The following is a 23,296-nucleotide window of genomic DNA, read 5'->3' as shown; positions in this document are numbered from 1 at the left end:
CTCGTCGCCCTGTGTCCGTAAGCTCTGCGTCCTACGCCCAGGCAGACCATGGACGGGGCCGTTGGGGCGGGGCGGGGGGCGTCGTGACGCAAGTGGGCAGCGGGCAGGGGCCATCCACCGAGAAGGAGCCGACTCGCTTCTCGTGGAAGGGATTTGTCGGGGCGTCGGTGTTCTCGTACCTCGTCTCCCGCGCAGTCATGGGCGGTTCGTGGTACCCGCCGGTCGTGTTCCTGGTCGTGTTCGTCGTCGTGGTCGCGGTGAGGCACGGCCGACAGGGGCCGATGGTCGGCGTCAGAGAGGTCCGCCGCGAGGCCGTGCACCTGAAGCCGTTGACCGATCGGCTGAAGCGGGCGATGGAACTGGGCGAGGCAGGAGATCTCGCCGCCGCCGTCGAACTGATCGACTCCGTCGCCGCCCATCCGGCCACGGAGCGGCTGCCGCTGGTGGCCGCGAACGTGGCGATGCTGCGCAGCGACATCGCGGTGGCGCAGGGCGACCTGCCCACCGCCGAACGGGAGGCCGTCGCCGCGGTCCGCCACCACGAGCAGGGTACGAACCGCTCCACCTGGTCCGAGGCGCTGGAGAAACTCGGCAAAATCCAGCTCACGATGGGCAGGAACGAGGACGCCCACCGCACCCTGACACAGGCTCTGGAGGTCGGTGGGGGCTTCATGTTCCGGCTCAGCCGGGTCCGCGTGGAGCTCTACCTCACCAACCTCGCCTTCGACGCCGACGACATCCCGCGCGCCACCGAGCACGCCACGGCCGCACGGAAATTGGCCGCCAAGTGGCGCTGCGGACCGCAGCAGGCCAGCGCGTGCGACATGCTCGCCATCCTGGCCCTCAGGGAGAACCGAACCGAGGACGCCGCTCGGTTGACGGCCGAGGCCGCACGGGTCCTGGGGCACGGCGACAGCGCCCTGCCGCATCGCGTCCGCCACCTGATCGCCACCGCGCTGGTCGCGCACGCACAAGGCAACGAACAGGAGGCCCTCGCGGCTTACCTGGCAATGATGCGCGGCGTCGCCGAGCTACGCGCCGGCTGGGGCTGGCGCGACGCGCAGACGTTCTACGTCGACCTCTACAGCGAGCACGAGTTCGCCGCGTACGCCACCGCCCACACCCTGCACCGGAGCGGCGACCAACGGGCCGTGGAGGCCTTCGCGTTGCTCCTGGAACTCGGCAACCGGACCGCGCTGCGCCGCATGCTCCGCGGCGAGCTGGTCCTGCGGACACCCGACGACATCGAGCAGGAAGGCATGGCCGAGATCGTCGGGCTGCTGACCACGCTGGCCGGCGCCGAGGGCACGACCCCACCGGAGGCAGCGCGGGCCGCCGAGGTTCATACGCCGACCTCGCCTCCGGGCGCCGGGCGGCAGCAGGTGGCGCAGGCGTACGAACGCCTGGAGACGCTCGTTTCCCTGCGGTTCCGGTGGGCGCTGAGCGCGAGCGACGAGGGACGGACCGAAGACCCGCGCGCATACGCGAAGCGCTGGAACAGCCATGTGCTGCAGGTTCGGCTCGTCGGCGACGGCCGGACGAACTGCGTCGCCGGGCTGTGGACGGACCCGGACGGCATACAGCATCCGTTCCTCCACCCGGTCGAGGGCGCCGCAGGGGTACTGCTCGGCGAGGTCACCGGTGTCGAAGACCTGCGCCCGGGCCCGACGCCTCCGACGAAGGCCCAGATCATGCCGGACAGCGCGGACGGCGAAACGGAGGGTGTCCGCGCGGAAGCTCCCGATTGGCGGACGACACCACGCTGCCGCCATCTGACCGTCCGCGACACCACACCCTGGGCGACCCTCGCCCGGCTCCTGCTGCCACCCGGCCTGGTGGGCCTGTTGCTGAACACCTCCCCAGCGGGCGCGGTGCCGAAGTTGCTGGTCGTACCCGACTCACGCCTGTGGCGGGTGCCGTGGACCGCGCTCAGCGTCGAACCGGACGATCCCGAGGGCTACGTACTCGACCGTGCGGTCCTCGCCATGCTGCCCAGCCTGTCACTCGCGGACAGCGCCGCCCCGGGCGGCGACGAGCGCGCAACCGGGGTCGTCGGGAACCGTGCATTCGCCTATCTCGCCGGCGTGAACGCCGAGGGGCTGGACCTCGAACGGAACGCTCTCGACGCCGCGTACGGCACCGAGGTCGTCCATGCCCGCACCGCCGCGGAGCTGCTGACGGTGCTCGGCCCGGACAGCCCCGGTTTCTCGGTCGGCGCCGCCTCCGTACACGGCAACGACAGCCCCGGACTGGCCCATGCGCTTCGCCTGGACCGGCGGACCCAGCTGTCGGCGGCCCGCATGCTCACACTGCGTTTCCCGCGGACTCTGCTCATCAACGCCTGCCTGTCCGCCGAACTCGACGAGCGCCGCGGCACCGACCCGCTCGGCATTCCCACGGTCGCCCTGTGCCGCGGCGCCGAAACGGTCATCGGTGGGATCTTTCCGCTGCCGGACGGGAGGGCGAAGAACCCCCGGGACAGCCACCCCACCGCCCGCATCCTGGCCATCCTGTACCGGCTCCTCGCGGAGGGCGTCCCGCCCTCGACGGCCCTGCGCACCGCCCAGCGGCAGTACCGCGCGGAAGTCGGCCCGGTGCCCCCGCGACTGTGGGCGGGGCTCGTCAGCATCACCACGACATTCGAAGACCCTCACCGGACCTGAACTTGCAGACGACCGACACCGCATGTGAACAGCACACCTGCACAGGAAGGACGCACGCCCCATGGCGACCGAGCACCACGAATCCGCGCACGGAACCGGGCCTGACGGGACCGGTGGGTCCGCCAGCGAGGACTGGGAGGACGAGTTCGGCTTTGACGACAGGCATTTCGTCGTGGAGGACCTGATCGACGAACCCGACCGCGAACTACCGCCCGCCGTGACCAGCGCGCCGCCCGCCCAGCCTCCGGACGCCGACGCGCAGGGGCAGCCTCGTGCCCAGTAGCGTCGTCGCCGCGGTGATCCTCCTCGCCGCGATGACGCCGGGCTTCGCGTTCCACCAGGCACTGCGCCGCTACCGTCCGCAGGACACGCGGTCGCCGACCATCGAGGTCGTCCAGCTGTTCAGCGTCGGCGCGCTGGCGACATCCGCCGGACTGCTGCTGACGCTGCTGGCCGGGGAACTCGTCACCTTCCTCGTACCGGTCGACGCCCTGCAGCGGGCGCCGGCCGACTTCCGGGACCGCCCCTGGTCGTGGATCGGTGCCGCACTGGTGACCATGACGCTGAGCATGGTGCTCAGTACCGTGGCCGGGGTCTACGCGGGACGGACGTCGTCCAGGCGCACGGGCGCGGGGACGCGGGACGGCACGGTGGCCGTGTACGCCCTCACCGACCGGGCCGGCCCGGACCGGACGCGGAAGCCCTTTGTGGCCGTCGAACTGTCCGACGGGCGCCTGGTGGAAGGCTACGTGCGCTACGTGTCGACCGACCCCGACCCGGCCAGGCGCGATCTCGTGCTCCAGCAGCCGATCGCCTGGACCGGACCGGATGACGTGCCCCGCACCCGCTCGAAGGCGGTGTGCGTCTTCGTCCCGGGCGCGCTCGTGCGTGTGGTGCACATCAGCTACCCACCGCAGCCGGCGGCTCAGCCGACTCCCGGCGCCACGACCGTGCCCTCACCGGCCGGAGGGGCGGCGTCCCCGCCGGGAAGCAGCGCGGCGCACGCCGCGGGAGGCACGTCGCAGTGACGGGGAGGGCGGAAGCAAGAGGCGGACCTCCACTTCACTGACCTTCACCTCACTGCTCATCCGCCTTCTATGCCGACGACTCCCCGATCCTGCGCGTCGGAGCGCCTCAGCGCGAGGGCCGCGATGTCGTCGTCGAGCCTTCCGCCGCTGTGCCGGAGCAGATCCCGGTGCAGCGCACCGAGCAGCTCGCGGGGCTGCTCCAGGTCCTGCAGTTGCATCCAGGCCGGCAGCGGAAAGAACTGGCCGGTGTGGTCCCGGGTCTCCGATACGCCGTCCGTGTAGAACAGCAACTGGTCACCCGGGGTGAAGGCGACGCTGTCGACCCAGTAGCGGTCACCGATGAGCGACGCGAGGTTGAGGGGCGGGGAGGGGAGGGTGGGCTCCAGGACCTGGACCTTCCCACAGTGCGCGATCAGCGGCGGGGGATGTCCGCAGTTGAGAAGCCGTATCCGGCCGCCGTCGCGCGGGATCTCGGCGAGGAGAGCGGTGGCAAAGTGCTCGGGCTGGTCCTGGGCGGGAAACACGGCGCTGTGGCGCGTGACGGTGGTCTCCAGGCGATGGATGATGCCCTGCAGGTCGGGCTCGTCGTACGCGGCCTCCCTGAAGCAGCTGATCACCGCCGAGGCCACCCCCACGGCGGACAGGCCCTTGCCCCGTACGTCGCCTATGAGCAGCCGGACCCCGTGCGGTGTACCGATTGCTTCATAGAAGTCACCCCCGATCCGGGCCTGTTCCTGGGCCGCCAGATACAGCGACTCGATCTCGACATCCTCGATGCGGCGCGGCAGCGGGCGCAGCAGCACCTTCTGGGCCGCGTCGGCGACGAGCCGGACTTGGAAGAGTATTTCCTCTCGCTGAAGCCGGACATGACTCCCGTATGCGGCCGCCAAGGTGACCGCGATGATCGCGGCCGACGTGTACTGCGTCCCCAGGTCGGTGTAGAAGAGGCTGAGGACGGTCATGAGCAGCAGGCAGAACGTCCCCAACAGGACCGTGGGGAGCACGGGCCACATCGCGGCGGCAAGAGCGGGTGCGGCGGGCAGGAGGCGGCTGATGGCGATCTCCCTGGGAGTGGAGAACGCCAGGCCGGCGATGAGGACGGTCAGGACCACGGGTGACAGCCGGGCAGCTTCCCATCGGCCGCTGTAGGCGGGGCGACGGCGCCTCAGCCGTGCAGACATGATCACAAAATGCATCATATCGGCCTAAACGGGCATCTGGCGCGGAGGAAATCATGCGCCGTACGCCGGCCTCGGCGGCGGATGACGCTGTCCGGAGAAGCCGAGGCCGTGCGCCGCATGACCGCACACACCCCCGAAGCCGGCCAGGCAACGATCGGACGGGCCCTGGCCGCTCGGGATCACCAGTGTTAGAAAGGTCGCATGGCGAATCGTTTCGCCCGTTTTCAACACCTGTCCGTCAAGCGCGTGATCAGCAAGAGCACGCGGAGCGTGGCCGGGCAGGTGTTGATCTTCCAGGTGGCTCTCGTGGTGCTGCTCGTGGCCTGCGGCGTCTTCGCCCTCATCCTGCAGTCGGAGCGGGACACCAACGCCGAGGCCAGGCGCCGCTCCACGGCCGTGGCACAGACCTTCGCGCACGCTCCGGGTGTCCTGGCGGCGTTGCAGAGCCCGGATCCGAGCAAGATTCTCCAGCCGCTCACCGAGGCGGCACGCCGGGCCGCCGGTGTCGACTTCATCGTGGTCATGGACACCGAGGGCATCCGGTACACGCACCCCTTGCCGGACCGAATCGGAAAGCGGTTCGTCGGCGAGATCGGGCCGTCGCTGGCGGGGAAGGTCTACGTGGAGAGCGTCGACGGCCCGCTCGGTCGCGAGGTGCAGGCCACGGTCCCGGTCGAGAACGCCGACAACAAGGTGGTGGCCCTCGTCTCGTCAGGGATGAAGGTCAAGAACGTCGAAAGTCAGTTGACCCGGCAACTACCGATCATCCTGGGCGCCGGGGCCGGAGCGCTCGTACTGTCCACCGGTGTGACGGCACTGGGGGGCAGGCGCCTGCGACGGCAGACACACAGCCTGGCCCCGGACGAGATGACCCTGATGTACGAGCACCACGACACGGTGCTGCACTCCGTCCGGGAAGGGGTCCTGATCGTGGCCGCCGACGGGCGGCTGATGCTGGCGAACGACGAGGCCAGGCGACTGCTGGAACTGCCCCCGGACGTGGAGGGACGGCTCGTCTCGGTACTGCCGGGCCTCGATCCCGAGACAAAGGCGCTGCTCACCTCCGGACGCGAGGCCACCGACGAGGTGCATCTCGCGGGAGAGCGGCTGCTCGCGGTCAACCAGCGTCCCACGGATCGCAAGGGAGGCCCCAGGGGAACAGTGGTGACGCTGCGCGACTCCACCGAACTGCAGGCAGTGACCGGCAGGGCGGAGGTGGCTCGGGAGCGGCTCAGGCTGCTGTACGACGCCGGACTCCACATCGGCACCACCCTGGACGTGCTGCGCACTGCCGACGAACTGGCGCGGGTCCCCATTCCTCGCTTCGCCGACTTCGTCACCGTGGACCTCGCCGACACCGTCCTGCGCGGCGATGAGCCCGCCCCCACGGGGACGGACATGCGACGCGCGGCCGTGTGCGGCATCCGGGACGACCACCCGCTCTCCGAACGCGGCCGGCTCTTCGACTACCTTCCCTCCACTCCCCAGGCACGCGGCTACGGCAGCGGCCACTCCCAGTTGGTGACCGATCTGCCGACCGCCACGGGCTGGCGCCTGCAGGACCCGGAGCGCGCCCAGGCGATCATTGACTACGGCATCCATTCCCTCATCACCGCCCCCATCCAGGCCCGCGGCGTCGTGCTGGGCATGGCCAGCTTCTGGCGCGGGCAGCAGCACGAGCCGTTCAACGACGAGGACCTGTCGCTGGCGGAGGAGCTGGTGGCCCGTGCCGCGATAAGCATCGACAACGCCCGCCGGTACACCCGCGAGCACGCCCTGGCCGTCACCCTTCAGCGCAGCCTGCTGCCGCAGGCGATGCCCGAGCAGAACGCGCTCGACATCGCCTACCGCTACCTCCCCGCCCAGTCTGGCGTGGGCGGCGACTGGTTCGACGTGATTCCCATGCCGGGGAGCCGGGTGGCACTGGCCGTCGGCGACGTGGTCGGCCACGGCCTGCACGCCGCCGCCACGATGGGACGGCTGCGTACCGCGGTCCATAACTTCTCCGCGCTCGATCTGCCACCCGACGAGCTCCTGAGCCATCTGGACGACCTGGTCGGGAGCATCGACCAGAACGAGACGGCAGAGAGCGCAGCGGGCGTCGTGGGCGCCACCTGCCTGTACGGGATCTACGACCCCGTGACGCGCCGCTACGTCATGGCGCGTGCAGGGCATCTGGTGCCCGCACTGGTCCACCCTGACGGAACCGCCACCTTCCCGGACGTGCCGGCCGGTCCGCCCCTGGGCCTCGGCGGCATGCCGTTCCAGACCGCGGAGCTGTGCCTGGCGGAGGGAACCCAGCTCGTCCTGTACACCGACGGCCTCATCGAGGACCGTAGGCGCGACCTGGACGTGGGAATGGAACTACTGCGCGACGCGCTGACGGGCCACCCCGGCAGGCCACCCGAGGAGACCTGCCAGGACGTGCTGGACAGCCTGCTCCCCGGACGCCCCAAGGACGATGTCGCCCTGCTCGTCGCCCGCACGCGGGAACTGCCGCGCGATCGCATCGCCGACTGGGACGTACCAGCGGACCCGGCCGCTGTCGCGGGTATGCGCGACGCTGTTTCCCAGAGGCTCGAGGCGTGGGGCCTGTCGGAGTTCGGGTTCACCATGGAGCTCATCTTGAGCGAGCTGGTCACCAACGCCATCCGGTACGGCGCCGGACCGATCCACGTCCGGCTGATCCGCGACCGCACGCTGATCTGTGAGGTGGCCGACGGCAGCAGCACCTCCCCGCATCTGCGCTACGCCGCGACGACGGACGAGGGAGGCCGGGGCCTGTTCCTGGTGTCGCAGATGGCTGAGCGCTGGGGGACCCGGTACACCCCGCAGGGCAAGGTGATCTGGGCCGAACAGTCCCTGCCCGAGGTCGTACAGCAGCCCGCCCCGAGTCGGGCCGACGCCGACACGCCCCTGGACGACGAGGCAGCCGCCCCGTGAAGCCCGGCGTGAAGGCAGCGGCGATCAGCCGGCGGTCCCAGCCCCATGGATTCGCACCGGGCCGTGGCGCCCGAAGCGTTCAGCGCCACGCTCCCGACAGGCGCCGGGTGACGACGGCACTGAGCGTGCGTACGCCCCGTGTCGATCCAGGGTCGATGCCTGTGAGCTCACGGACCCGGCGCAGGCGGTAGTCCAGGGTGCGGGTGTGGACGTTGAGCGCGGTCGCCGCGGCACCGCGGTGCATGTCGTGGCGGTAGTACGCGTCGAGGGTGGCGAGGAGGTCGGGGCCGGTCTCCAGGCGACGGGCCAGGGTGCGGAGCCAGTCGTCGACGAAGGGCACGTCCGCGACGGCGAGTTCGACGAAGACGTCCGCCAGGGTGTGCGGCCGCAGCCGGGCGGACGCCGGGCGCAGCGGGGCTGCCTGGCTGACCCGCCGGGCACGGTTCAGCGCATCGGCCAGTTCCGGCAGCGGTGCGGTGGCCGTGCCGACGGCGCAGGGACGGCCGAGGGCGCGGGCGAAGTCCCGTACGAGATCCGGCAGGTGGTCGGGAGTGAGGTCGGGTAAGAGGTCGGGAACAACCTGCGGCGGTGCGTTTTCCGCGGCCGCGGCGCCGGAGGTCGGGGGAAGCAGGGCGATCAGCTCACCGCTCCCGTCGCCGCCCTCCGGTCCCCACATGACCGGCGCCCGGTGGCTCTTCACCAGCGCACCGATCTCGTTTTCCAGGAAACGATCGACGGTGGGCCGGTCCGGAAGCCGGAAGACCGTCACCGCGTAGCGATCCGGGAGTTCCATGTCGACGGCCGCGGCGAGTTCCGTCGAAATCGGATCTCCGTTCAGCAATGATCGGGCCAGCAGGGCGACCTGCTCGGTATACGGAATTCGGCGGCGCAGTACGCGCACGAATCCTTGGCGGTAGGCAGCGATGCCGCGTTCGCCCTGCGGGGCGAACCAGCTCATCATGCGCATGAGTTCGTCGACACCGCCGCCGCGCTGGGCCTCGGTCGCCTCGTTGATCTCGCGCAGCATGAGGGCGGTGTGCACGCGCAGCACCCGCTGCCGCGCACCGAGCGACATCCCGGCACCGGCCCGCAGCTCCCCCATCGACGCGATGTAGCCGAGATCGTCTCCGCTCAACTCGCTGTTGTCCGGCGACAGTTCGACGGTGCGACGCCGGAACCACATCGAGTGTTCGAGCGTCTCGGCTCGCGCCCGGCGGTCCTTGTCCAGGAACCCGAACTCCGGGATCTCACGTGTGTATGTCTCGACCTCACGGCGGGCGTTGGTCGACGCCTGCCGGGCCAACTCGGCGAAGAGGCTCCCCATGAACGCGAGCATGCCATTCAGGACAAGCGGGCCGACAGAGGAGATCCGGACGGCGTTCATCACTGCGCACAAAACGGCGGCAAGTGGGTCGACAAGGCTTTTGTCACAGTGCGCAAAATTCCCGGATCGGGGCTTTTTCATCAACCCTTCTGCTTGTGGAGGAACTGTGAAACGGCCTTAATGAGAACCACCCGCACGTCCGTCGGAAGAACACCGCCGGAATCACTCCGGCGCGACTCCGGCTTGACTGCGGTATTCAGTGCGGGCAGGAGTAGGGGAATTCGCAGCTCGGCGCCTTGAATGGCGCCCACCCAAACGGGAGGGAAACTCCGATGAAGGCAGGCACGAGAAAGAGAATCATGGCGGCGGTCGCGGTCATGGTCACGTCGACGGCACTCATGCTCGGCACACCCGGCACCGGCTCGGCCGCCCCCGCCGCCGCACCCAGCCTGCGCGCCTTCGGGATCAGCGGCGACGGCACCCTGATGGCCACGTTCACGACCGACCGGCCGCAGGTCCTCGACTGGGTCAGGGTCGTCACCGGCCTCAGCGGCGACACAGGCCTGATCGGGATCGACTTCCGGGTGCAGGACGGCCTGATGTACGGCGTCGGCAACAAGGGTGGCATCTACACGATCAAGACCCCGCCGACGACCACGGACGTCGTGGTCACCAAGGTGTCCCAGCTCCAGTACGCGCTGCACGGCGCGAACTTCGGCGTCGACTTCAATCCGGCGGCCGACCGCCTGCGCGTGATCAGTGACAACGGCCAGAACCTGCGGCACAACCTCAACGACCACAGCACCATCCAGGACCTGAACCTCACCACCCCGCCGATCGAGGGCACGACCAAGGGCGTCTCGGCCGCCGCGTACACGAACAACGACCTCAACGCGGCCACCGCGACCACGCTCGTCGACATCAACACGACCACCGACCAGGTCGTCCTGCAGTCCCCGGCGAACAACGGCACGCTCGCCCCGACCGGCAGCCTCGGCATCGACGCCGGGATCAACGCCGGCATGGACATCTACAGCACCCTGTCCGGCGGAAAGACGGTCGACAACGCCGCCTTCGCCTCCCTCACCCCGTACGGCGCCGGCACCCCCTCGCTGTACAGCATCAACATCTTCACCGGCCAGGCCACCTCCATCGGCCAGTTCCCGCTGAACATCACGGACCTGGCCATCTCCCTCACCGGATCCTGATCCCGGCCGGTTGTTCGTGGGGCGCGGCGGCGGCGAACCGCGCCGAGGACGGGGCCCCCGCGGGGCCCCGTCCTGGCTGTTCTGTCCAGGCCGGGTACGGCAGGTCGGCCTCCGCCGTGCCGGCGGGCCGGGTGTGCACCGTTCCGTCCGGGCCGCCGACCCGCAGCTGCCACGGGTACGGGCTGCCGGTTGCCATGTGCAGTCGGCCGTCCCGGCGGCGGCAACCGGGCCCACGCCGTCAACGCGACCCTCCAGGCCACCTTCTCCTCGAGTACGCCGACAGCGGCAACGCCGGCCCGACCAACTGGCCACGTGACCAAGTCCGGAAGCACGATGACCGGCACGACATCCTGATCTGAGGCCGGTGCCCGTCCGGGGACGCTCCCGGGCGGGCACCTCGCTCAGCTGCGGGTGCTCCGTCTCACCGGACGTGGCGCGCGACACCGGTCGCCTTCGCCATCAGCCACTCCAGTGGGCCACGCGAGAAGAACCGGGACCAGAGCACCGCGCACACCGTGACAGCCACGACGAAGCCGACCAGCACGTGCAACGGCGACCCGGGCAGCGACTCGATACCGAGAAGCTGGATGCCGACGATGTGAAACACGTAGGCGGTCAGCGACATGGAGCCGACGGCGACGACCGGACCCGCCAGGCGGCGCAGACGGGGGAAGGGGCTCGTTGCCGCGACGCAGGCCGTCACGACGACGATCGCCACGCCGGTGCTGCCGAGGATCGACAGCGTCGTCTCGCTGTGCGGGGAGGCCACCAGCAGCGAGTAGGGGGTGTCCGACGGGCCACCGGCCGTGTCGGACCACCACGCGCTCGCCGGGTTCCCGCCCCACCCGGATGCACCGATGGCGGGGAGCGCGCCGGGCACGAGGTGGAGCGCCAGCCAGGAGCCGCCGTATCCGATGACCGCGAGCGCGACACCGGCCCACGCCAGGCGTGCGGGCACGGCGGTGGCGGCCAGGTCGAGGCGGGCCACGGCCATGCCGGCGATGACGAACGGGATCCACGTCAGGGCCGGGTAGCTTCCGGTGAAGAGCAGGGAGACGAGGTCGTCGGGCCGGCCGGGCGAGGGGAATTCCCGGTCGGGAAACATCGGCTGCACCACGTACAGCACCTGGGGCAGGACGAGGGCCGTGCCCGCGGCTATGGCTGCCAAGGGACCGGTACCGAGCCGGTACAGCGGCAGGACCAGCAGGAAGTACACGCCGTAGAAGGCGAGGATCACCTCGACCGGGGTGCCGGACATGGTCAGCGCTGTCCCCAGGGCCAGCAGGATCATGGCCCGGATGAGCACCTTGGCGACGGCCTGGCGTCCGGCCCGGCCCGTCTTCGGGCTGCTGCGCCCGGTGATGAGCACGACGGCGAAACCCGCCAGGAACGCGAAGAGGGCGGAGGAGCGACCGTGGGCCAGCTCCATCAGGAACCCGATCACTCCGCCCTCGCTGGGGTCGGGGCCGACATGGGCCGCGTACATGCCGAAGACGGCGAGGCCGCGGGCCAGGTCCAGGCCGACCAGCCGGCCCACGCCGGGTGTGCCCGTCGGGGACTTACTGCTCTCGCGTGTCCGATCCTTGACGTCGGCCGGGAGCATGGCGGTGTTCGAGGGCTGTGTCATGGCTGTCAGCCTGAAGATCGTGCGGGCCGGGGAGTACCCGGCACAGGTCTGCTGTGTCCCTGCCGACCGGAGGGTGATACCCCCGCCGTGTGGCTGGAGCTGCGGCTCGCCGGGCCGCCGGCCCTCACCAGGGGTCTAGGGTCAAGGCGGCAAGGCGCCGGACGACATGGACGAAGGTGGGGCGGAGCGCGTGAACCCGGTGGTGCGGGTAGTGGTGGTGGACGACGAGGCACTGGTCCGGTCCGGGTTCGGGCTCATTCTGGGCGCGTCCGACGACATCGAGGTCGTCGCGACCGCGAGCGGCGGCGAGGCCGTGGAGACCGTCCGCCGGGAGCGGCCCGACGTGGTTCTGCTGGACATCCGGATGCCGGACGTCGACGGACTCACCGTCCTGCGGGAGTTGCGGACGAGGGCCGACGCTCCGGTGGTGGCGATGCTGACGACGTTGGACGCCGACGAGTACATCCTGACCGCGCTGAACTCCGGCGCGGCCGGATTCCTCCTCAAGGACACCGAGCCGGAGCAGTTGGCCCACCTGGTGCGCACCCTGGCCGCGGGCGGCGTCGTGCTGTCCCCCAAGGCGTCCCGGACGCTGCTGCACAGCCATCCCGGCACCGAGGCGCCCGTCGACGAGGCGGCGGCCCGCGTCCGGCTGCTCACCGCCCGCGAGCGCGATGTCCTCGTCCTGGTGGCGGAGGGGCTGTCGAACGCGGACATCGGGGCGCGCATCCACCTGGGCGCCGGCACGGTCAAGGACCACGTCAGCGCGATCCTCACGAAGCTGCGGGTGACGAGCCGGGTGCAGGCCGCGCTGCTGGCGCAGCGGGCCGGACTGCTGGATGAGCCCCCGCAGCCGAAAGCCGGACGATGAGCCGCGCACGCGCGCTGTGGACGCGTGTGCCCGCGCCGGTCGTCGACCTCTTCCTGGTGGCTGCGGCAGCCGTGGACATTTGGCTCAACCTCTGGGACGACACGCGACTTGGCGTCGCGCTGGCCGCGCTCGGCTGCGCCGCGCTGGCTTTCCGACGCAGGTTCCCGCTCGCCGTGTTCCTGCTGACCCTGCCGATCGCGCTCATGCAGGATGTCGCCCTCGCTCCGCTCGTCGCGCTGTTCACCCTGGCCGAACGCTCCCGCAACCGCCCTCTCCTCGCGGTCTGCGTCGCACTGAGCGCTCTGGCAAGCAGCACCCCCTGGCCGCTCGCCGGCGTCGCCGAGGTCGACCGGACCATGACGCTGATCGCCTTCGTGTACAGCCTGGCAATCGCTGCCGCCCCGGTCCTCTTCGGTCAACTCATCCAGGCACAAAGGGACTTGGCACGGCGGCTGGTCGAGATCGAGGAGGCCAGGGAGCACGAGCGGGCACTGCACGCCCAAGCCGTGATCGCCCGCGAACGTACGCTGCTGGCCCGGGAGATGCACGACGTGGTCTCCCACCAGGTCAGCCTGATCGCCGTACGGGCAGGAGCCCTGCAGGTCGCCGCCAGGGACGCGGACGCCAAAGAGGCCGCCCGCACGATCCGTTCGCTGAGCGTCGACACCCTCGACGAACTGCGCACCATGGTCACGCTGCTGCGCGCCTCCGGCGGCCATGCCACCGAGCTGACTCCTCAGCCCACCCTCGCCGAGCTGCACAAGCTGGTGGAATCAAGCGGCGCTGAGACGCAGTTGGCGGGTGAACTTCCGCCGACCGTCGGCACACCCGCCCAACGGGCCATCTACCGCACGGTCCAAGAGGCATTGACCAACGTCCGCAAGCACGCCCCCGGCGCCACGGCCTCCGTCGAGCTGTGGCAGGCCGGCGACGACGTCGGAGTGACCGTCATTAACACCCGGCCCACGCGTCTCTCCCTGTCTCTGCCCGGTTCCCAGCACGGCTTGATCGGCCTGCGGGAACGGGCCGAGATCCTGCGCGGCACCCTGGAGTCGGGCCCCACCGCGGAGGGTGGCTACCGGGTGCGCCTACGGATTCCCCTCGGCTCGGACTGAGACCGATCGGACTCAGGTGCGGGCGTCTCGTGCCCGGAGGGCGCCGAGGATGGCGTCGTGTCTACCGTGTGTGCAGCGAGCATGCGACGCATCCCGCCAGCACTGAGTCCTCGGTAGGACGTGGCCACCGGATACTCGTCTCAGCTCTTGCCGGTAGCGCTGGGTGCGTCACCACATGCCTTCATCCGGTTGGGCGGATCTACTGCCGATCAAGACCTCGGTACGGCTATCGAAGCCCCGACATAGGGGCAACACGCACACCCCGCCCCCGAACTTTGTAGTCCCACCACATGTGCCCCTGACCTGCCGGATTCCTACCGTGTGCGAACACATACCCGTCCCCACCGCACACGAGGAAGTGGCGAACATGGCCTCCGCAACCACCGCTCCCCCACCCCCGAGCAACCTCAAACGCATCGTCGCCGCCAGCCTCATCGGCACCACCATCGAGTGGTACGACACGGAGATGATGGCGAAGGGTTAGCGCGAACGCCTGGACGCGTCTGCGGGGAGCGCCCAAGCGATGGCAGCTGGAGGGGACGCTCAGTTGCTCCACTTCACCTTGAAGACCCACACGTGCTCCCCCGCCGCCCGAGCGGCCCCCGGCACGTCGATGACCAGTGCTCCACCTCCCACGGCCCAGGTCAGCGGCCGGTCGTGGCCGAGCAGCGTCACCTTGTCACCGCTGCGGATGGGCACCGGCGCCTCGACGGTCAGGCGGCTTCCCGGCTCGGCCAGGGAGTGGATGTAGAACGCCTTGCCCTGCCGCACCGTGAAACGAAGGTCCTCGCCGAGCTGCGCCATGCGGGACCAGTAGGTGGTGTCGTAGATCGCCTCGCCGTTGACCTTGAGCCAGCGGCCGGTCTCACGCAGCCGCGTCTGCATGATCTCGGGGATGGTGCCGTCGGCACGCGGGCCGATGTCGAGGAGCAGGTTGCCGTTCTTGGAGACGATGTCGACGAGGTTGTGCACGACCTCCTTCGTCGTCATATACGCGTCATCGGGAGTGGCCCGGTTGTAGCCGTAGCTGAACGGGTCGAGGCCTCGGCTGGACTCCCACTTCGCCACGACGGTGTTCGCGTAGGTCGTGTACTCGGGCGTGGTGAAGTCGTGGAAGGGGATTCCGGCTCGGTCGTTGACCGCCACGTCGACCGGCTTGCGGCTGTTCTTCGCAAGGTTGAAGTACTCGGCCAGGACGTTGCGGCTGTCGTTGACCCCTCCGATGTCGCACCACAACAGCTCCGGGGCATAGTCGTGGATCAGCTCCAGCATCTGCGGGGCCTGATAGTCCTTCACGTAGTCCTTGCCGGAGACGTATCCGGTGTACGGCAGCGGTTCGAGGGTGTAGGGATTGCGCGGAGCGTGCCCCATCCACGGGTTGTCGGGGTTGAACCACTCCGGCATCGAGAAGTACAGACCGCGGTGCAGCTCGGGTGTGTACTTCGCCGACGCGTCGAAGAGTTCGCGCACCAGGTCCCGCCCGGGCCCCATCTTCACCGAGTTCCGTTCGGAGAGCTTGGTGTCCCACAGCGCGAAGCCCTCGTGGTGTTTCGAGGTCAGGACGTGGTACTGCGCGCCCGCGTCCCGGAACAGCTCCACCCACGCCCGCGGATCGAACCGTTCGGCCCGGAACATGGGGATGAAGTCGTCGTAGGCGAAGTCCTCGCCGTACGTCTGTGCGTGATGGGCGTACACGGCGTTGTTCCGGTCCTGCATGTGGTTCCAGTACCACTCGGCATACTGCTTGCCGACCGGCGACCAGGCCGGGACGGAGTAGACGCCCCAGTGGATGAAGATGCCGAACTTGGCGTCTCTGAACCAGTACGGCGCCTGGTGCCCGGCCAGTGAGGTGTCCGTCGCTTCGTAGTCGGCCACACCGAGGGTGAGCCGACTGCCCGCGACGGCGGCCCGCCCGCCGCGACCGTGGGCGATGACACTGCCGTCCTGTTGGGTTCCGGGTGGCGTCTGTCCCCTGCTGCGTATCCCGATGCGGAGGCGGCTCTGTTCGCCCGGGTCGAGACGCGGCACCGACACGGGTCGCACCGTGCGGGCGCCGGGCACGTCCACGCGCACGGTCACGCCGTCTGCCGCAAGGACGGGCTCCGTCCCCGCGTTGACGAGCGTCGCCTCCACGCTCTGGGCGCCGCCGGGATCCAGCAGCGAGGCCGTGGAGTGGGCATGACGCAGCGTCAGGGCCTTGCCCTGGGCGGCCGGTTGGACCGTGAGCGCGAACACGTGGAGAGAGGCCTTGTTCGGCTCGGGACGGTGCGTGATGGGCAGCGTGACCGCGACGGCCTCGCGCCTGGCATCGCACCACACCTCCGCCGACCCGATGCCGACGCGGTGCTCGTCCTTCGTGCCGTCCGGACGGTACCGGTACGGGGCGGAGAGGGCGCCGCCCGCCTGATACCAGTCGCCTCCGCCGAGTTGGGCCGTGGTCGTCGATCCGTCCGCGTAGTGCACGGTCGCGGTACCGGCCGCGTCGCCGTAGCTGCCGGCCGTCAGGAACAGCAGCGACAGATGATGGCCCTTGGGGAGCTCGATGCGCTGCCCCATCGCGACCACGTTGTTCGGGCCGGAACCGGATGAGGGGAAGAGGTAGGACACCCCGTCCACTTCGACGCGACCGGCAGTCAGTTCCTCACCAGGGAAGGTGTAGCCGGACCCGTCGAAGTCCCCGCCGCGCGCCGAGGCGGTGTCGATGCCGTCGTTGTCGGCATAGGCCTCGAGCGGCACGGGCACGGGGTCCGGAACGGCGCCCCAGACGCCGTCCTTGCCAACCCACTCAGCCTCCTTTTCCGAGCTGCCCGTCTGCGCGGACGCGGCCAGGGACGGGGCCGCCGCGGGGATCACGCCAGCTGCGGCTGCACCCGCTGCGGCTCCGAGTACTTGGCGTCTCACGAATGAACTGGATTCCTGCACCACGGCTCTCCATTCATCGGATGTTCAGAGCATGGAATCGCAGCGCTGGCTTGTCAATGACACGGCTGTGGCTCGGAGTTGAAGAAATAGTCGGATGTATCGAGCCGTCGCGCCGGATCGCTCCCTTGATCACGAACACGTCCTGTCCTGATCCGACCCGGCCCGGCCCGGCCCGATCGGCCTGATCGACGCCGGGCAGCCCGAGCCCGGCCAGACCGTCGTCGTTTCCGGTGGCGGCGGGGGTGTGCCGCGGTGTCCGCATGCACCCCGGTGAGACCGTCCTGGTCACCGGTCCCGGCCCGGCCGACCTCATGGCCGCCCAGTCCGCCTTCGCCATGGCCGCCTCGCGGGTGCTGGGCGCGGACCTGGTCGCGGAGCGCCGCGCCTTCGCCGGCACCCTGGAGGTCGAGCCGGTCGAGGGCGACGATGCGCGGACGGTCGTACGGGAAAATGACCGGCGGACGCGGGCAGGACGCCCTGCCCATGCGCGGCTTACGTCGTACGATCTTGTCGCCACGTATCACTGGTCGCAGGGTACGAGCCGGCGACAGCGCGTTCGGCGGACCGGCATGGCCGGCACTCCAATGCCGGCCCTTTCGAACCGCACCACCCGGCATACCGGACGGGCCGCACATGCCGGCCTCCGTCATCTGCTGCCGGACCGCAACCGAGACGACCCACGTCCAAGGAGACACGAAGGCTGATGATCTTCATCACCGCCAAGTTCCGAGTCCGTCCCGAGCATGCCGACCGGTGGCCGGACATCGCCGCCGACTTCACCGAAGCCACGCGCCGGGAGCCCGGCTGCCTCTGGTTCGACTGGTCGCGAAGCGTGGCCGACCCCACGGAGTACGTCCTGGTCGAGGCCTTCCGCGATGACGAAGCAGGCGCTGCTCACGTGCAGTCGGCGCACTTCAGGGCCGCGCAGCAGACGTTGCCGCCCCATTTGATCGAGACACCCCGCATCGTGAACGCGAACATTCCGCAGGAGGACTGGTCGCTGCTGGGCGAGATGGCCGTCCCCGAGCAGGGGTAGGTCGGTTCAGCCACATTGAGCTGACGGAGGAGTTCGCCCCCAGGCCCGCAGCACCGACGAGGGCGGCGGTGCCGGCTCAACCGAGCAGTTGCGCGCTACTGACCGGTTCGCGCCGCTGTTGTCCATTGATGCGGTGCCGCTCGATGGACGAGCGCCGGTACACCTCCTGCCGCACCCGCTGGATCTCGCCGATGGGCCGGTGCTCCTCCCGGGAGCGCCACGGTGTGATCGACGTGGCGTCGGCGGCCGCCACGTTGTCCTCCCCGCCGATGTCCTGACGCGGGAGGTCCACACGGGCGACGGTCACCCAGGGGGACGACTCCTCGGGCCACTTCACGGAGGTGTTGTCCACCGGCATACGAGCCAGATCGGTGTTGAGCTGCACCTGGAGCTCGAAGGAATGGTCGCGCTCCGTGGCCTCGGCAACCAGCGTGCGGCGGAACGCCTCGTTGTCCGCGCGCACGTCCACGATCTGGTGTGTGAGGGCGGCCAGGGACTCGGCCGTCGGCACGGTACGGATCTTGGCGATGTGGTCGCCGTATCGGAAGGCACCCATGCTGTTGTAGGTGTACGAAAGCAGGTTCCTGCGCGGGACGGTGGTGAACGAGAGCATGGCGAACAGTTCGTCCCACAGCCAGCCGGCGGGATCGGTGAGCGTGCCCCGGCGGGTCAGGAACTCCGCCATCCAGGTCTTGCGGCGGGCGGGGTTCGCCAGGCCTTCGGGCAGCTCCGCGAACAGCTCCTCGATGACCATGTAGTCATACGCGGTGTTCGCGAAGAAGACGTCATTGTTGATCAGGTTCAGGTCGAAGGTACCGGTGTCCGGTTCATCGGCCAGCAGTGACCGGCCGGGGACGCCGAACAGCTTGATGCCCATCCCGCACGCCGCGCCCAGCTGGTGGTCGGGACGCTGGTGGCCCAGGCCGTTGGAGTAGCGGACGACGGCGTCGTACACGGTGGGCCGGGCGAAGATGCCCTGGGCGTGGGAGCCGCGGTTGTCACCAACCGTGACGGTGGCCTTGAGAAGGCCGTACGTCTTTCCGTGGGCAGTACGGACGGCGCGGCCGACGGCCTCGCGCTCGACGGAGGCGCCGGTCCGCTGCGCCACCTGTGCGACCACTGCGTCCAACTCGGCTTGATAGCCCGGACGTTCGGCGGGGCGGTAGTCCTCATAGCTGACGGGATCCATGGTGCTGCCTCTCTCTGACAGTGCCGTTGATTCCCAAAATCTAGCCAGCAATTAAATTGTGCACAATATAACTTGCTGTGATGAATCACACGCCGATGAGGGGCGGTCCCCAGGGACAGGGCATCGACCGGGGCCGCCCCCGCCCGGCTCACTTCGCCAGCGGGCCGAACTCCTTGCGGGTGTCCACCGGCTCACCGAACAGCTGCCAGCGCTCGCCCTCGAACCGCATCAGCTGCATCGTCTCGATCGGGAAGGCGTCATCGGGCCCGGTGGAGAGGGTGACACCGGGCAGCAGCATGTCCACCTTGACGTCCTTGAGGTTGCGCACGGCGTCCCGCATCCCCTCCTGGTCGGGCACGTCATCGCGTCCAGGGCCTTGTGCAGGCTGGAGGCTGCGGCCCAGCCGTAAGCGTTGAACTGGTTGGCCGGGTCGGAGCCGGGCGCGTACGTGCGCAGCGCGTCCTGGTACGTCTTCATTTCCGCGTCGTCGGCCCACTGCGGGTCGGCGGGGTCCTTGAAGTAGGTCGCGGAGACCACGCCCTGGACGTTCTTGAACCCGACAGGCTTGAGCACGGTGGCTGACGAGGACACGTTGTTCACGATGTGCAGCGGGTTCAGAATTGGTCGACCTCGCCGTGGCTGAGCCCGTTGACGGGTTCGTCGAGCAACAGCAGCCGGGGCCGTACCGCGAGCGCCCGGGCGAGTTCGACGCGTTTGAGCGTGCCGAACGGCAGCCCGGAGGCGGGGTGGTCGGCGACATCCGCCAGACCGAGACGCCGTAGCAAGTCGTCCGCCTGGTCACGTAGTTCCCTCTCCTCCCGCCGGACGCGGGGCAGCCGGAGCGCCGCGGCGAGGTGTCCCGTATGCCCCCGGCTGTGGGAGCCGACCATGACGTTCTCCCGGACCGCTGAGCCGTGGGAACAGACCCAGATTCTGGAAGGTGCGGGCAATTCCGCGCCCGGCCACGGAGTGCGGTGGGAGGGCGAGCAGGTCCTCGTCCTCGAACCGGACCGTCCCCGCATCAGGGGTGCAGCGCCTGGTGAGGCAGTTGAACAAGGTGGTCTTGCCGGCTCCGTTCGGTCCGATGAGCCCCACGGCGGTGCCCGGCTCGACGGTGAACGCGACACCGTCCAGTGCCGTGGTCTTCAGCCGCGCGGCAGCCATGCGCAGGGCACGCGCGGGGTTCGCCCTCGAGGACTGGATCAGTGCCTTCCGGGTGGGCCGGCAGGTGCTGTGGGACGAGCTGTTGGACTGCCGCGGCTGTCCCCGTTCGACTATCTGGCGCTGCGTGCGACGACCTCGCCCGGCAGCTGGTCGATCCCCGCGTGCGTGCGCTGCTGGAGGAGGACCGCGGACGTGGCGACACGCTGGCGACCACCATACGGGCCTTCGCGGAGGCCGACCTCAACCTGCGGCTGGCCGCCGACCGGCTGCGGGTGCACCACAACACGGCGCACTACCGATTGCGCCGGATCGAGGAACGCACCGGGCGCAATCCGCGCCGGATCGCCGACCTCCTGGAACTGCTGGTCGCCCTCGCCATCCGCGACGGGGCCGGGGAAGGTGGGGATTGCCGGTGAGCGGCATCGTGGAGTCTGCCGGGACCGAGGCGCTGCGTCAGCCGGCGGACGGGCATGAGGGAATGGACCGGCCGGAGGCAGCCACCGGGGAGCACCGTACGGTCCGCAGTGCGCTTCTTGACGCAGCGCTGGAGGCGTTCACCGAGCGCGGTTACGCCGACGCCGGTCTCGCCGAGATCGCGGCGCGCGCCGGCATCCCGGTGGGCAGCCTCTTCCAGCACTACGGCGGGAAGCGAGGGCTTTACCTCGCCCTTTGGGAGGAGTTCCGGGAGGAACAGGAGCGCCGGACCGCAGCCACGCTGACCGCCGAGCGAGGCCGTGGCGTGGACGACCCCATCGCCCTCTTCGTGGCGGGAGCCAGGGCGTACCTGGAGGGTGCCTGGAACAACCGGCGGCTCGGCAGACTCATCGCGGAGGACGACGGTCCCGCGGGCTTCGACGCCCTGCGCCGCCAGTGGGACCGCGCGTGGGTACGGCGCAACGCCCGGCTCCTGGAGGTGGACGAGAAGCGACGTGCCGGCCGGGTTCGGGTGAGAGTGCTCACCACCGTGATCGGCGGTGCGGCACGCGAGCTGGGCGACTGCGGGGACGAGACGGAGGCCCTGGAGATCGTGGACGAGGTATGCGGCATCCTGATCCATCTGACGGCACCGACCGGCTGAAACGCCCTGCGCGGGGCGGGCGACAGGACGAGGCCACAGCCCGACGACACCCGAATCCCGGACACCCGGCACCGGAAGCCGGGCCAGGGCCGGCGCTCCTGGCACCGCGCCCACGCCGGGTCTGACGTACCGGTGGTCAGATGCCTGCCATGTCCGCGACTTCGTGGGCCTTCGCCACCAGTGCGTCGATGCGCGCAGCGGTCGGGGTCCCCGACGCGGCCTTGTTCCGCGGTTCGTCCATCGCGCGGCGCATGACGCCCTCCCCGATGATCGCCACCTTCCACAGTCCCATCGCGTGCCAGTAGCCCAACGCCTTCAAGTCGCGTCCCGACGCCGCCGAGTAGGCCGCCACGAGTTCCTCGCGGGGCGGGAAACCGTCGAGAGCCGTCGCGACGAAGTCGCTCAAGGTGTTCTCACTCTTGGCCGGCCAGTAGGCCAGCAGGCTGCCCAAGTCCGCCAACGGGTCTCCCAGTGTCGACAGCTCCCAGTCGAGCACCGCGCTCACCTCCCCGCTGTCGTAGGAGGTGATGACGTTGCGCAGATGGAAGTCCCCGTGCACGAGCGTCAGTTCACACTGCTCCGGCACGGCCGCGACGAGTCGCCGGGTGAGGTCCTCCAGGACGGGCAGCTCGCGGGTCCTGGACCTCTCCCACTGGGCCGACCACCGCTTGAGCTGACGCTGCGCATACGGCTTGTGGCCGGCCAGACCGGTCAGCCCGGCCGCCTCGAGATCGACCGCGTGGATCTTCGCCAGCGTCCGTGGCAACGACATCCCGATCGCCCGGCGGCGCTCGGGCGTCAACGACCGCGCGATCGACATCCTGTCGACGACCTCGCCGTCCACGAACTCCATGAGCAGCAGCGGGACTTCGGTCACGGCGGGATCATCGGTCAGCCCGAGCACCCGCGGGGTCGGGACGGCGGTGCCTTCCAGGGCCCGCAGAATCCGCGCCTCGCGGGCCACGTCGTGCGCCGACGCCAGCAGACGACCCAGTGGCGGGCGCCGCAGCACCCATCTGCGGCCGTCCTGGTCCTGTACGAGATACGTCAGATTCGACTGGCCCAGCCCGATCCGTTCGAAGGCCAAGGGCCCGGCGAAGTCGACGCCGAGGGTTGCGAACCAGCGGCCCACCGCCCCGGCGTCGATGCCGAGAATGTCCGCGTCAGACACCGATGCCGGCCCCTTGCCTGAACGGGAGCGCGTCACCGAGCAGTTGCCCCCCGTCGATCACCATGGTCTCGCCGGTGATCCAACTCGCGGCGTCCGAGACGAGGAAGGCGACCGCGGAGGCGATGTCGGCAGGCTCCCCTATGCGGCCCAGCGCCACCGAGGCGGACACCGCCTGCTCGTGCTCCTTCCACAGAGCCTCGGCCAGCTTCGTGCGCACCACACCCGGTGCCACCGCGTTGACGCGGACCTTCGGCGAGAGTTCCATGGCCAGTTGCCTGGTGAGATGGATCAGTGCGGCCTTCGAGGCGTTGTACAACCCGATGTTCGCCTCGGAGGCCATGCCGCCCACCGACGCGGTGTTGACGACCGCACCGCCGTGCTCCCCCATCCAGGCCCGCGTGGCCAGACCCGTCCACAGGACGGGCGCCCACAGGTTCACGTCGAAGGTCTTCGCGAACCGACCGTGGTCCTGGTCGATGACCGGCCCGAACGCCGGGTTGGTCCCCGCGTTGTTGACGAGGATGTCCAGGCTGCCGAAGCGCTCGAGCGTCAGGTCCACACAGCGCTGGGCCGCCTCTTCGTCGACGGCATGCGCACCGATGCCGACCGCCGTGCCCTTGACCTGGGCCGCGGCGGCGTCCGCCGCTTCCTGGGACCGGGAGGTGAGGACGACGTTTCCGCCGGCCGCGGCGATGGCCTGGGCGACCGCCAGCCCGATACCGCGTGAGGCCCCGGTGACGACGGCGGTGCGACCGGTGAGATCGAGTCCTGTCACC

At 69.8% G+C, this 23,296-nt stretch carries 22 protein-coding genes; 11 read left to right on the top strand and 11 right to left on the bottom strand.

Features of this window, described 5'->3' with window-relative positions; translation table 11 throughout:
* The first annotated feature begins 83 nt into the window (after positions 1-83).
* From OHO27_RS38740 to OHO27_RS38730, 3 genes are all read left to right on the top strand, one after another.
* Positions 84-2,663 carry a CHAT domain-containing tetratricopeptide repeat protein gene (locus OHO27_RS38740; RefSeq protein WP_328429596.1) on the top strand — a complete coding sequence of 860 codons (2,580 nt, stop codon included), beginning with the start codon at positions 84-86 and terminating at the stop codon, positions 2,661-2,663.
* Between the two features lie 61 nt (positions 2,664-2,724).
* Complete coding sequence (locus tag OHO27_RS38735; protein ID WP_328429595.1) at positions 2,725-2,946, top strand: hypothetical protein; 222 nt, start codon at positions 2,725-2,727, stop codon at positions 2,944-2,946.
* Positions 2,936-3,691, top strand: a complete 756-nt coding sequence (locus OHO27_RS38730) for a DUF6338 family protein (protein WP_328429594.1) — start codon at positions 2,936-2,938, stop codon at positions 3,689-3,691. The genes OHO27_RS38735 and OHO27_RS38730 overlap by 11 nt, the downstream gene beginning before the upstream one ends.
* 56 nt (positions 3,692-3,747) lie before the next feature.
* Here the strand turns inward: OHO27_RS38730 and OHO27_RS38725 are convergent, their stop codons facing one another.
* The gene (locus tag OHO27_RS38725; protein ID WP_328429593.1) at positions 3,748-4,872 is read right to left on the bottom strand and encodes a PP2C family protein-serine/threonine phosphatase; all 1,125 of its coding nucleotides are present in this window, start codon (positions 4,870-4,872) and stop codon (positions 3,748-3,750) included.
* 201 nt (positions 4,873-5,073) lie between these two features.
* Here OHO27_RS38725 and OHO27_RS38720 point away from each other — a divergent pair, with 201 nt between their 5' ends.
* Positions 5,074-7,815, top strand: a complete 2,742-nt coding sequence (locus OHO27_RS38720; protein WP_328429592.1) for a SpoIIE family protein phosphatase — start codon at positions 5,074-5,076, stop codon at positions 7,813-7,815.
* 79 nt (positions 7,816-7,894) lie between these two features.
* Here the strand turns inward: OHO27_RS38720 and OHO27_RS38715 are convergent, their stop codons facing one another.
* The gene (locus OHO27_RS38715; protein ID WP_328429591.1) at positions 7,895-9,139 is read right to left on the bottom strand and encodes a PucR family transcriptional regulator; all 1,245 of its coding nucleotides are present in this window, start codon (positions 9,137-9,139) and stop codon (positions 7,895-7,897) included.
* A 359-nt stretch (positions 9,140-9,498) separates the two neighbouring features.
* Here OHO27_RS38715 and OHO27_RS38710 point away from each other — a divergent pair, with 359 nt between their 5' ends.
* Positions 9,499-10,347 (top strand): DUF4394 domain-containing protein, encoded by an 849-nt coding sequence (locus OHO27_RS38710; RefSeq protein ID WP_328429590.1) that lies wholly within the window; start codon positions 9,499-9,501, stop codon positions 10,345-10,347.
* Here the strand turns inward: OHO27_RS38710 and OHO27_RS38705 are convergent.
* Both OHO27_RS38705 and OHO27_RS38700 read right to left on the bottom strand, forming a co-directional pair.
* Positions 10,334-10,543, bottom strand: a complete 210-nt coding sequence (locus tag OHO27_RS38705) for a hypothetical protein (RefSeq protein WP_328429589.1) — start codon at positions 10,541-10,543, stop codon at positions 10,334-10,336. The genes OHO27_RS38710 and OHO27_RS38705 overlap by 14 nt on opposite strands.
* A 225-nt stretch (positions 10,544-10,768) precedes the next feature.
* Complete coding sequence (locus OHO27_RS38700) at positions 10,769-11,974, bottom strand: DUF418 domain-containing protein (RefSeq protein WP_328429588.1); 1,206 nt, start codon at positions 11,972-11,974, stop codon at positions 10,769-10,771.
* 166 nt (positions 11,975-12,140) lie between these two features.
* Between OHO27_RS38700 and OHO27_RS38695 the strand changes: the two genes are divergently transcribed.
* Positions 12,141-12,845, top strand: a complete 705-nt coding sequence (locus tag OHO27_RS38695) for a response regulator transcription factor (RefSeq protein ID WP_328429587.1) — start codon at positions 12,141-12,143, stop codon at positions 12,843-12,845.
* Positions 12,842-13,960 carry a sensor histidine kinase gene (locus OHO27_RS38690; RefSeq protein WP_328429586.1) on the top strand — a complete coding sequence of 373 codons (1,119 nt, stop codon included), beginning with the start codon at positions 12,842-12,844 and terminating at the stop codon, positions 13,958-13,960. The genes OHO27_RS38695 and OHO27_RS38690 overlap by 4 nt, the downstream gene beginning before the upstream one ends.
* A 543-nt stretch (positions 13,961-14,503) precedes the next feature.
* On the opposite strand, the gene OHO27_RS38685 is transcribed toward OHO27_RS38690, so the two are convergent.
* Entirely contained in the window at positions 14,504-16,861 is a 2,358-nt protein-coding gene (locus OHO27_RS38685) for an alpha-L-fucosidase (protein ID WP_328429585.1), read from the bottom strand.
* A 281-nt stretch (positions 16,862-17,142) separates the two neighbouring features.
* On the opposite strand from OHO27_RS38685, the gene OHO27_RS38680 reads away from it, so the two are divergent.
* Both OHO27_RS38680 and OHO27_RS38675 read left to right on the top strand, forming a co-directional pair.
* Complete coding sequence (locus OHO27_RS38680; RefSeq protein WP_328429584.1) at positions 17,143-17,586, top strand: hypothetical protein; 444 nt, start codon at positions 17,143-17,145, stop codon at positions 17,584-17,586.
* On the top strand, positions 17,586-17,918 hold the full coding sequence (locus OHO27_RS38675) for a putative quinol monooxygenase (protein ID WP_328429583.1): 333 nt from the start codon (positions 17,586-17,588) through the stop codon (positions 17,916-17,918). Before OHO27_RS38680 ends, OHO27_RS38675 begins: the two co-directional genes overlap by 1 nt.
* A 76-nt stretch (positions 17,919-17,994) precedes the next feature.
* On the opposite strand, the gene OHO27_RS38670 is transcribed toward OHO27_RS38675, so the two are convergent.
* The 4 genes from OHO27_RS38670 to OHO27_RS43290 all read right to left on the bottom strand — a co-directional run bounded on the left by OHO27_RS38670 (position 17,995) and on the right by OHO27_RS43290 (position 20,271).
* The gene (locus tag OHO27_RS38670) at positions 17,995-19,107 is read right to left on the bottom strand and encodes a catalase family protein (protein WP_328429582.1); all 1,113 of its coding nucleotides are present in this window, start codon (positions 19,105-19,107) and stop codon (positions 17,995-17,997) included.
* 148 nt (positions 19,108-19,255) lie between these two features.
* On the bottom strand, positions 19,256-19,465 hold the full coding sequence (locus OHO27_RS38665) for a hypothetical protein (RefSeq protein ID WP_328429581.1): 210 nt from the start codon (positions 19,463-19,465) through the stop codon (positions 19,256-19,258).
* A 256-nt stretch (positions 19,466-19,721) separates the two neighbouring features.
* Complete coding sequence (locus tag OHO27_RS38660) at positions 19,722-19,997, bottom strand: ATP-binding cassette domain-containing protein (protein ID WP_328429580.1); 276 nt, start codon at positions 19,995-19,997, stop codon at positions 19,722-19,724.
* Positions 19,906-20,271, bottom strand: coding sequence for an ATP-binding cassette domain-containing protein (locus OHO27_RS43290; protein WP_443059663.1), 366 nt, complete (start codon positions 20,269-20,271; stop codon positions 19,906-19,908). Before OHO27_RS43290 ends, OHO27_RS38660 begins: the two co-directional genes overlap by 92 nt.
* Positions 20,272-20,432: 161 nt before the next feature.
* On the opposite strand from OHO27_RS43290, the gene OHO27_RS38655 reads away from it, so the two are divergent.
* Both OHO27_RS38655 and OHO27_RS38650 read left to right on the top strand, forming a co-directional pair.
* On the top strand, positions 20,433-20,687 hold the full coding sequence (locus OHO27_RS38655) for a helix-turn-helix domain-containing protein (RefSeq protein WP_328429579.1): 255 nt from the start codon (positions 20,433-20,435) through the stop codon (positions 20,685-20,687).
* On the top strand, positions 20,684-21,349 hold the full coding sequence (locus tag OHO27_RS38650) for a TetR/AcrR family transcriptional regulator (RefSeq protein ID WP_328429578.1): 666 nt from the start codon (positions 20,684-20,686) through the stop codon (positions 21,347-21,349). The genes OHO27_RS38655 and OHO27_RS38650 overlap by 4 nt, the downstream gene beginning before the upstream one ends.
* Positions 21,350-21,485: 136 nt before the next feature.
* Here the strand turns inward: OHO27_RS38650 and OHO27_RS38645 are convergent, their stop codons facing one another.
* Positions 21,486-22,520, bottom strand: coding sequence for a phosphotransferase family protein (locus OHO27_RS38645; protein ID WP_328429577.1), 1,035 nt, complete (start codon positions 22,518-22,520; stop codon positions 21,486-21,488).
* Positions 22,513-23,295 carry an SDR family oxidoreductase gene (locus tag OHO27_RS38640; protein WP_328429576.1) on the bottom strand — a complete coding sequence of 261 codons (783 nt, stop codon included), beginning with the start codon at positions 23,293-23,295 and terminating at the stop codon, positions 22,513-22,515. The genes OHO27_RS38645 and OHO27_RS38640 overlap by 8 nt, the downstream gene beginning before the upstream one ends.
* Position 23,296: the final 1 nt, after the last annotated feature.

Source organism: Streptomyces sp. NBC_00443 (assembly GCF_036014175.1).
GTDB lineage: Bacteria > Actinomycetota > Actinomycetes > Streptomycetales > Streptomycetaceae > Streptomyces.
This window is presented reverse-complemented; position numbering and strand designations above follow the sequence as displayed.

What these genes read in the sequence shown, in the direction of transcription:
- OHO27_RS43290 (WP_443059663.1), bottom strand. Translation starts at nt 20,271, where the DNA reads ATGGCTGCCGCGCGGCTGAAGACCACGGCACTGGACGGTGTCGCGTTC.
- OHO27_RS38715 (WP_328429591.1), bottom strand. Translation starts at nt 9,139, where the DNA reads ATGGGGAGCCTCTTCGCCGAGTTGGCCCGGCAGGCGTCGACCAACGCC.
- OHO27_RS38660 (WP_328429580.1), bottom strand. Translation starts at nt 19,997, where the DNA reads ATGGTCGGCTCCCACAGCCGGGGGCATACGGGACACCTCGCCGCGGCG.
- OHO27_RS38710 (WP_328429590.1), top strand. Translation starts at nt 9,499, where the DNA reads ATGGCGGCGGTCGCGGTCATGGTCACGTCGACGGCACTCATGCTCGGC.
- OHO27_RS38680 (WP_328429584.1), top strand. Translation starts at nt 17,143, where the DNA reads ATGCACCCCGGTGAGACCGTCCTGGTCACCGGTCCCGGCCCGGCCGAC.
- OHO27_RS38700 (WP_328429588.1), bottom strand. Translation starts at nt 11,974, where the DNA reads ATGACACAGCCCTCGAACACCGCCATGCTCCCGGCCGACGTCAAGGAT.
- OHO27_RS38670 (WP_328429582.1), bottom strand. Translation starts at nt 19,107, where the DNA reads ATGGATCCCGTCAGCTATGAGGACTACCGCCCCGCCGAACGTCCGGGC.
- OHO27_RS38695 (WP_328429587.1), top strand. Translation starts at nt 12,141, where the DNA reads ATGGACGAAGGTGGGGCGGAGCGCGTGAACCCGGTGGTGCGGGTAGTG.
- OHO27_RS38690 (WP_328429586.1), top strand. Translation starts at nt 12,842, where the DNA reads ATGAGCCGCGCACGCGCGCTGTGGACGCGTGTGCCCGCGCCGGTCGTC.
- OHO27_RS38735 (WP_328429595.1), top strand. Translation starts at nt 2,725, where the DNA reads ATGGCGACCGAGCACCACGAATCCGCGCACGGAACCGGGCCTGACGGG.
- OHO27_RS38725 (WP_328429593.1), bottom strand. Translation starts at nt 4,872, where the DNA reads ATGTCTGCACGGCTGAGGCGCCGTCGCCCCGCCTACAGCGGCCGATGG.
- OHO27_RS38705 (WP_328429589.1), bottom strand. Translation starts at nt 10,543, where the DNA reads ATGGCAACCGGCAGCCCGTACCCGTGGCAGCTGCGGGTCGGCGGCCCG.
- OHO27_RS38675 (WP_328429583.1), top strand. Translation starts at nt 17,586, where the DNA reads ATGATCTTCATCACCGCCAAGTTCCGAGTCCGTCCCGAGCATGCCGAC.
- OHO27_RS38720 (WP_328429592.1), top strand. Translation starts at nt 5,074, where the DNA reads ATGGCGAATCGTTTCGCCCGTTTTCAACACCTGTCCGTCAAGCGCGTG.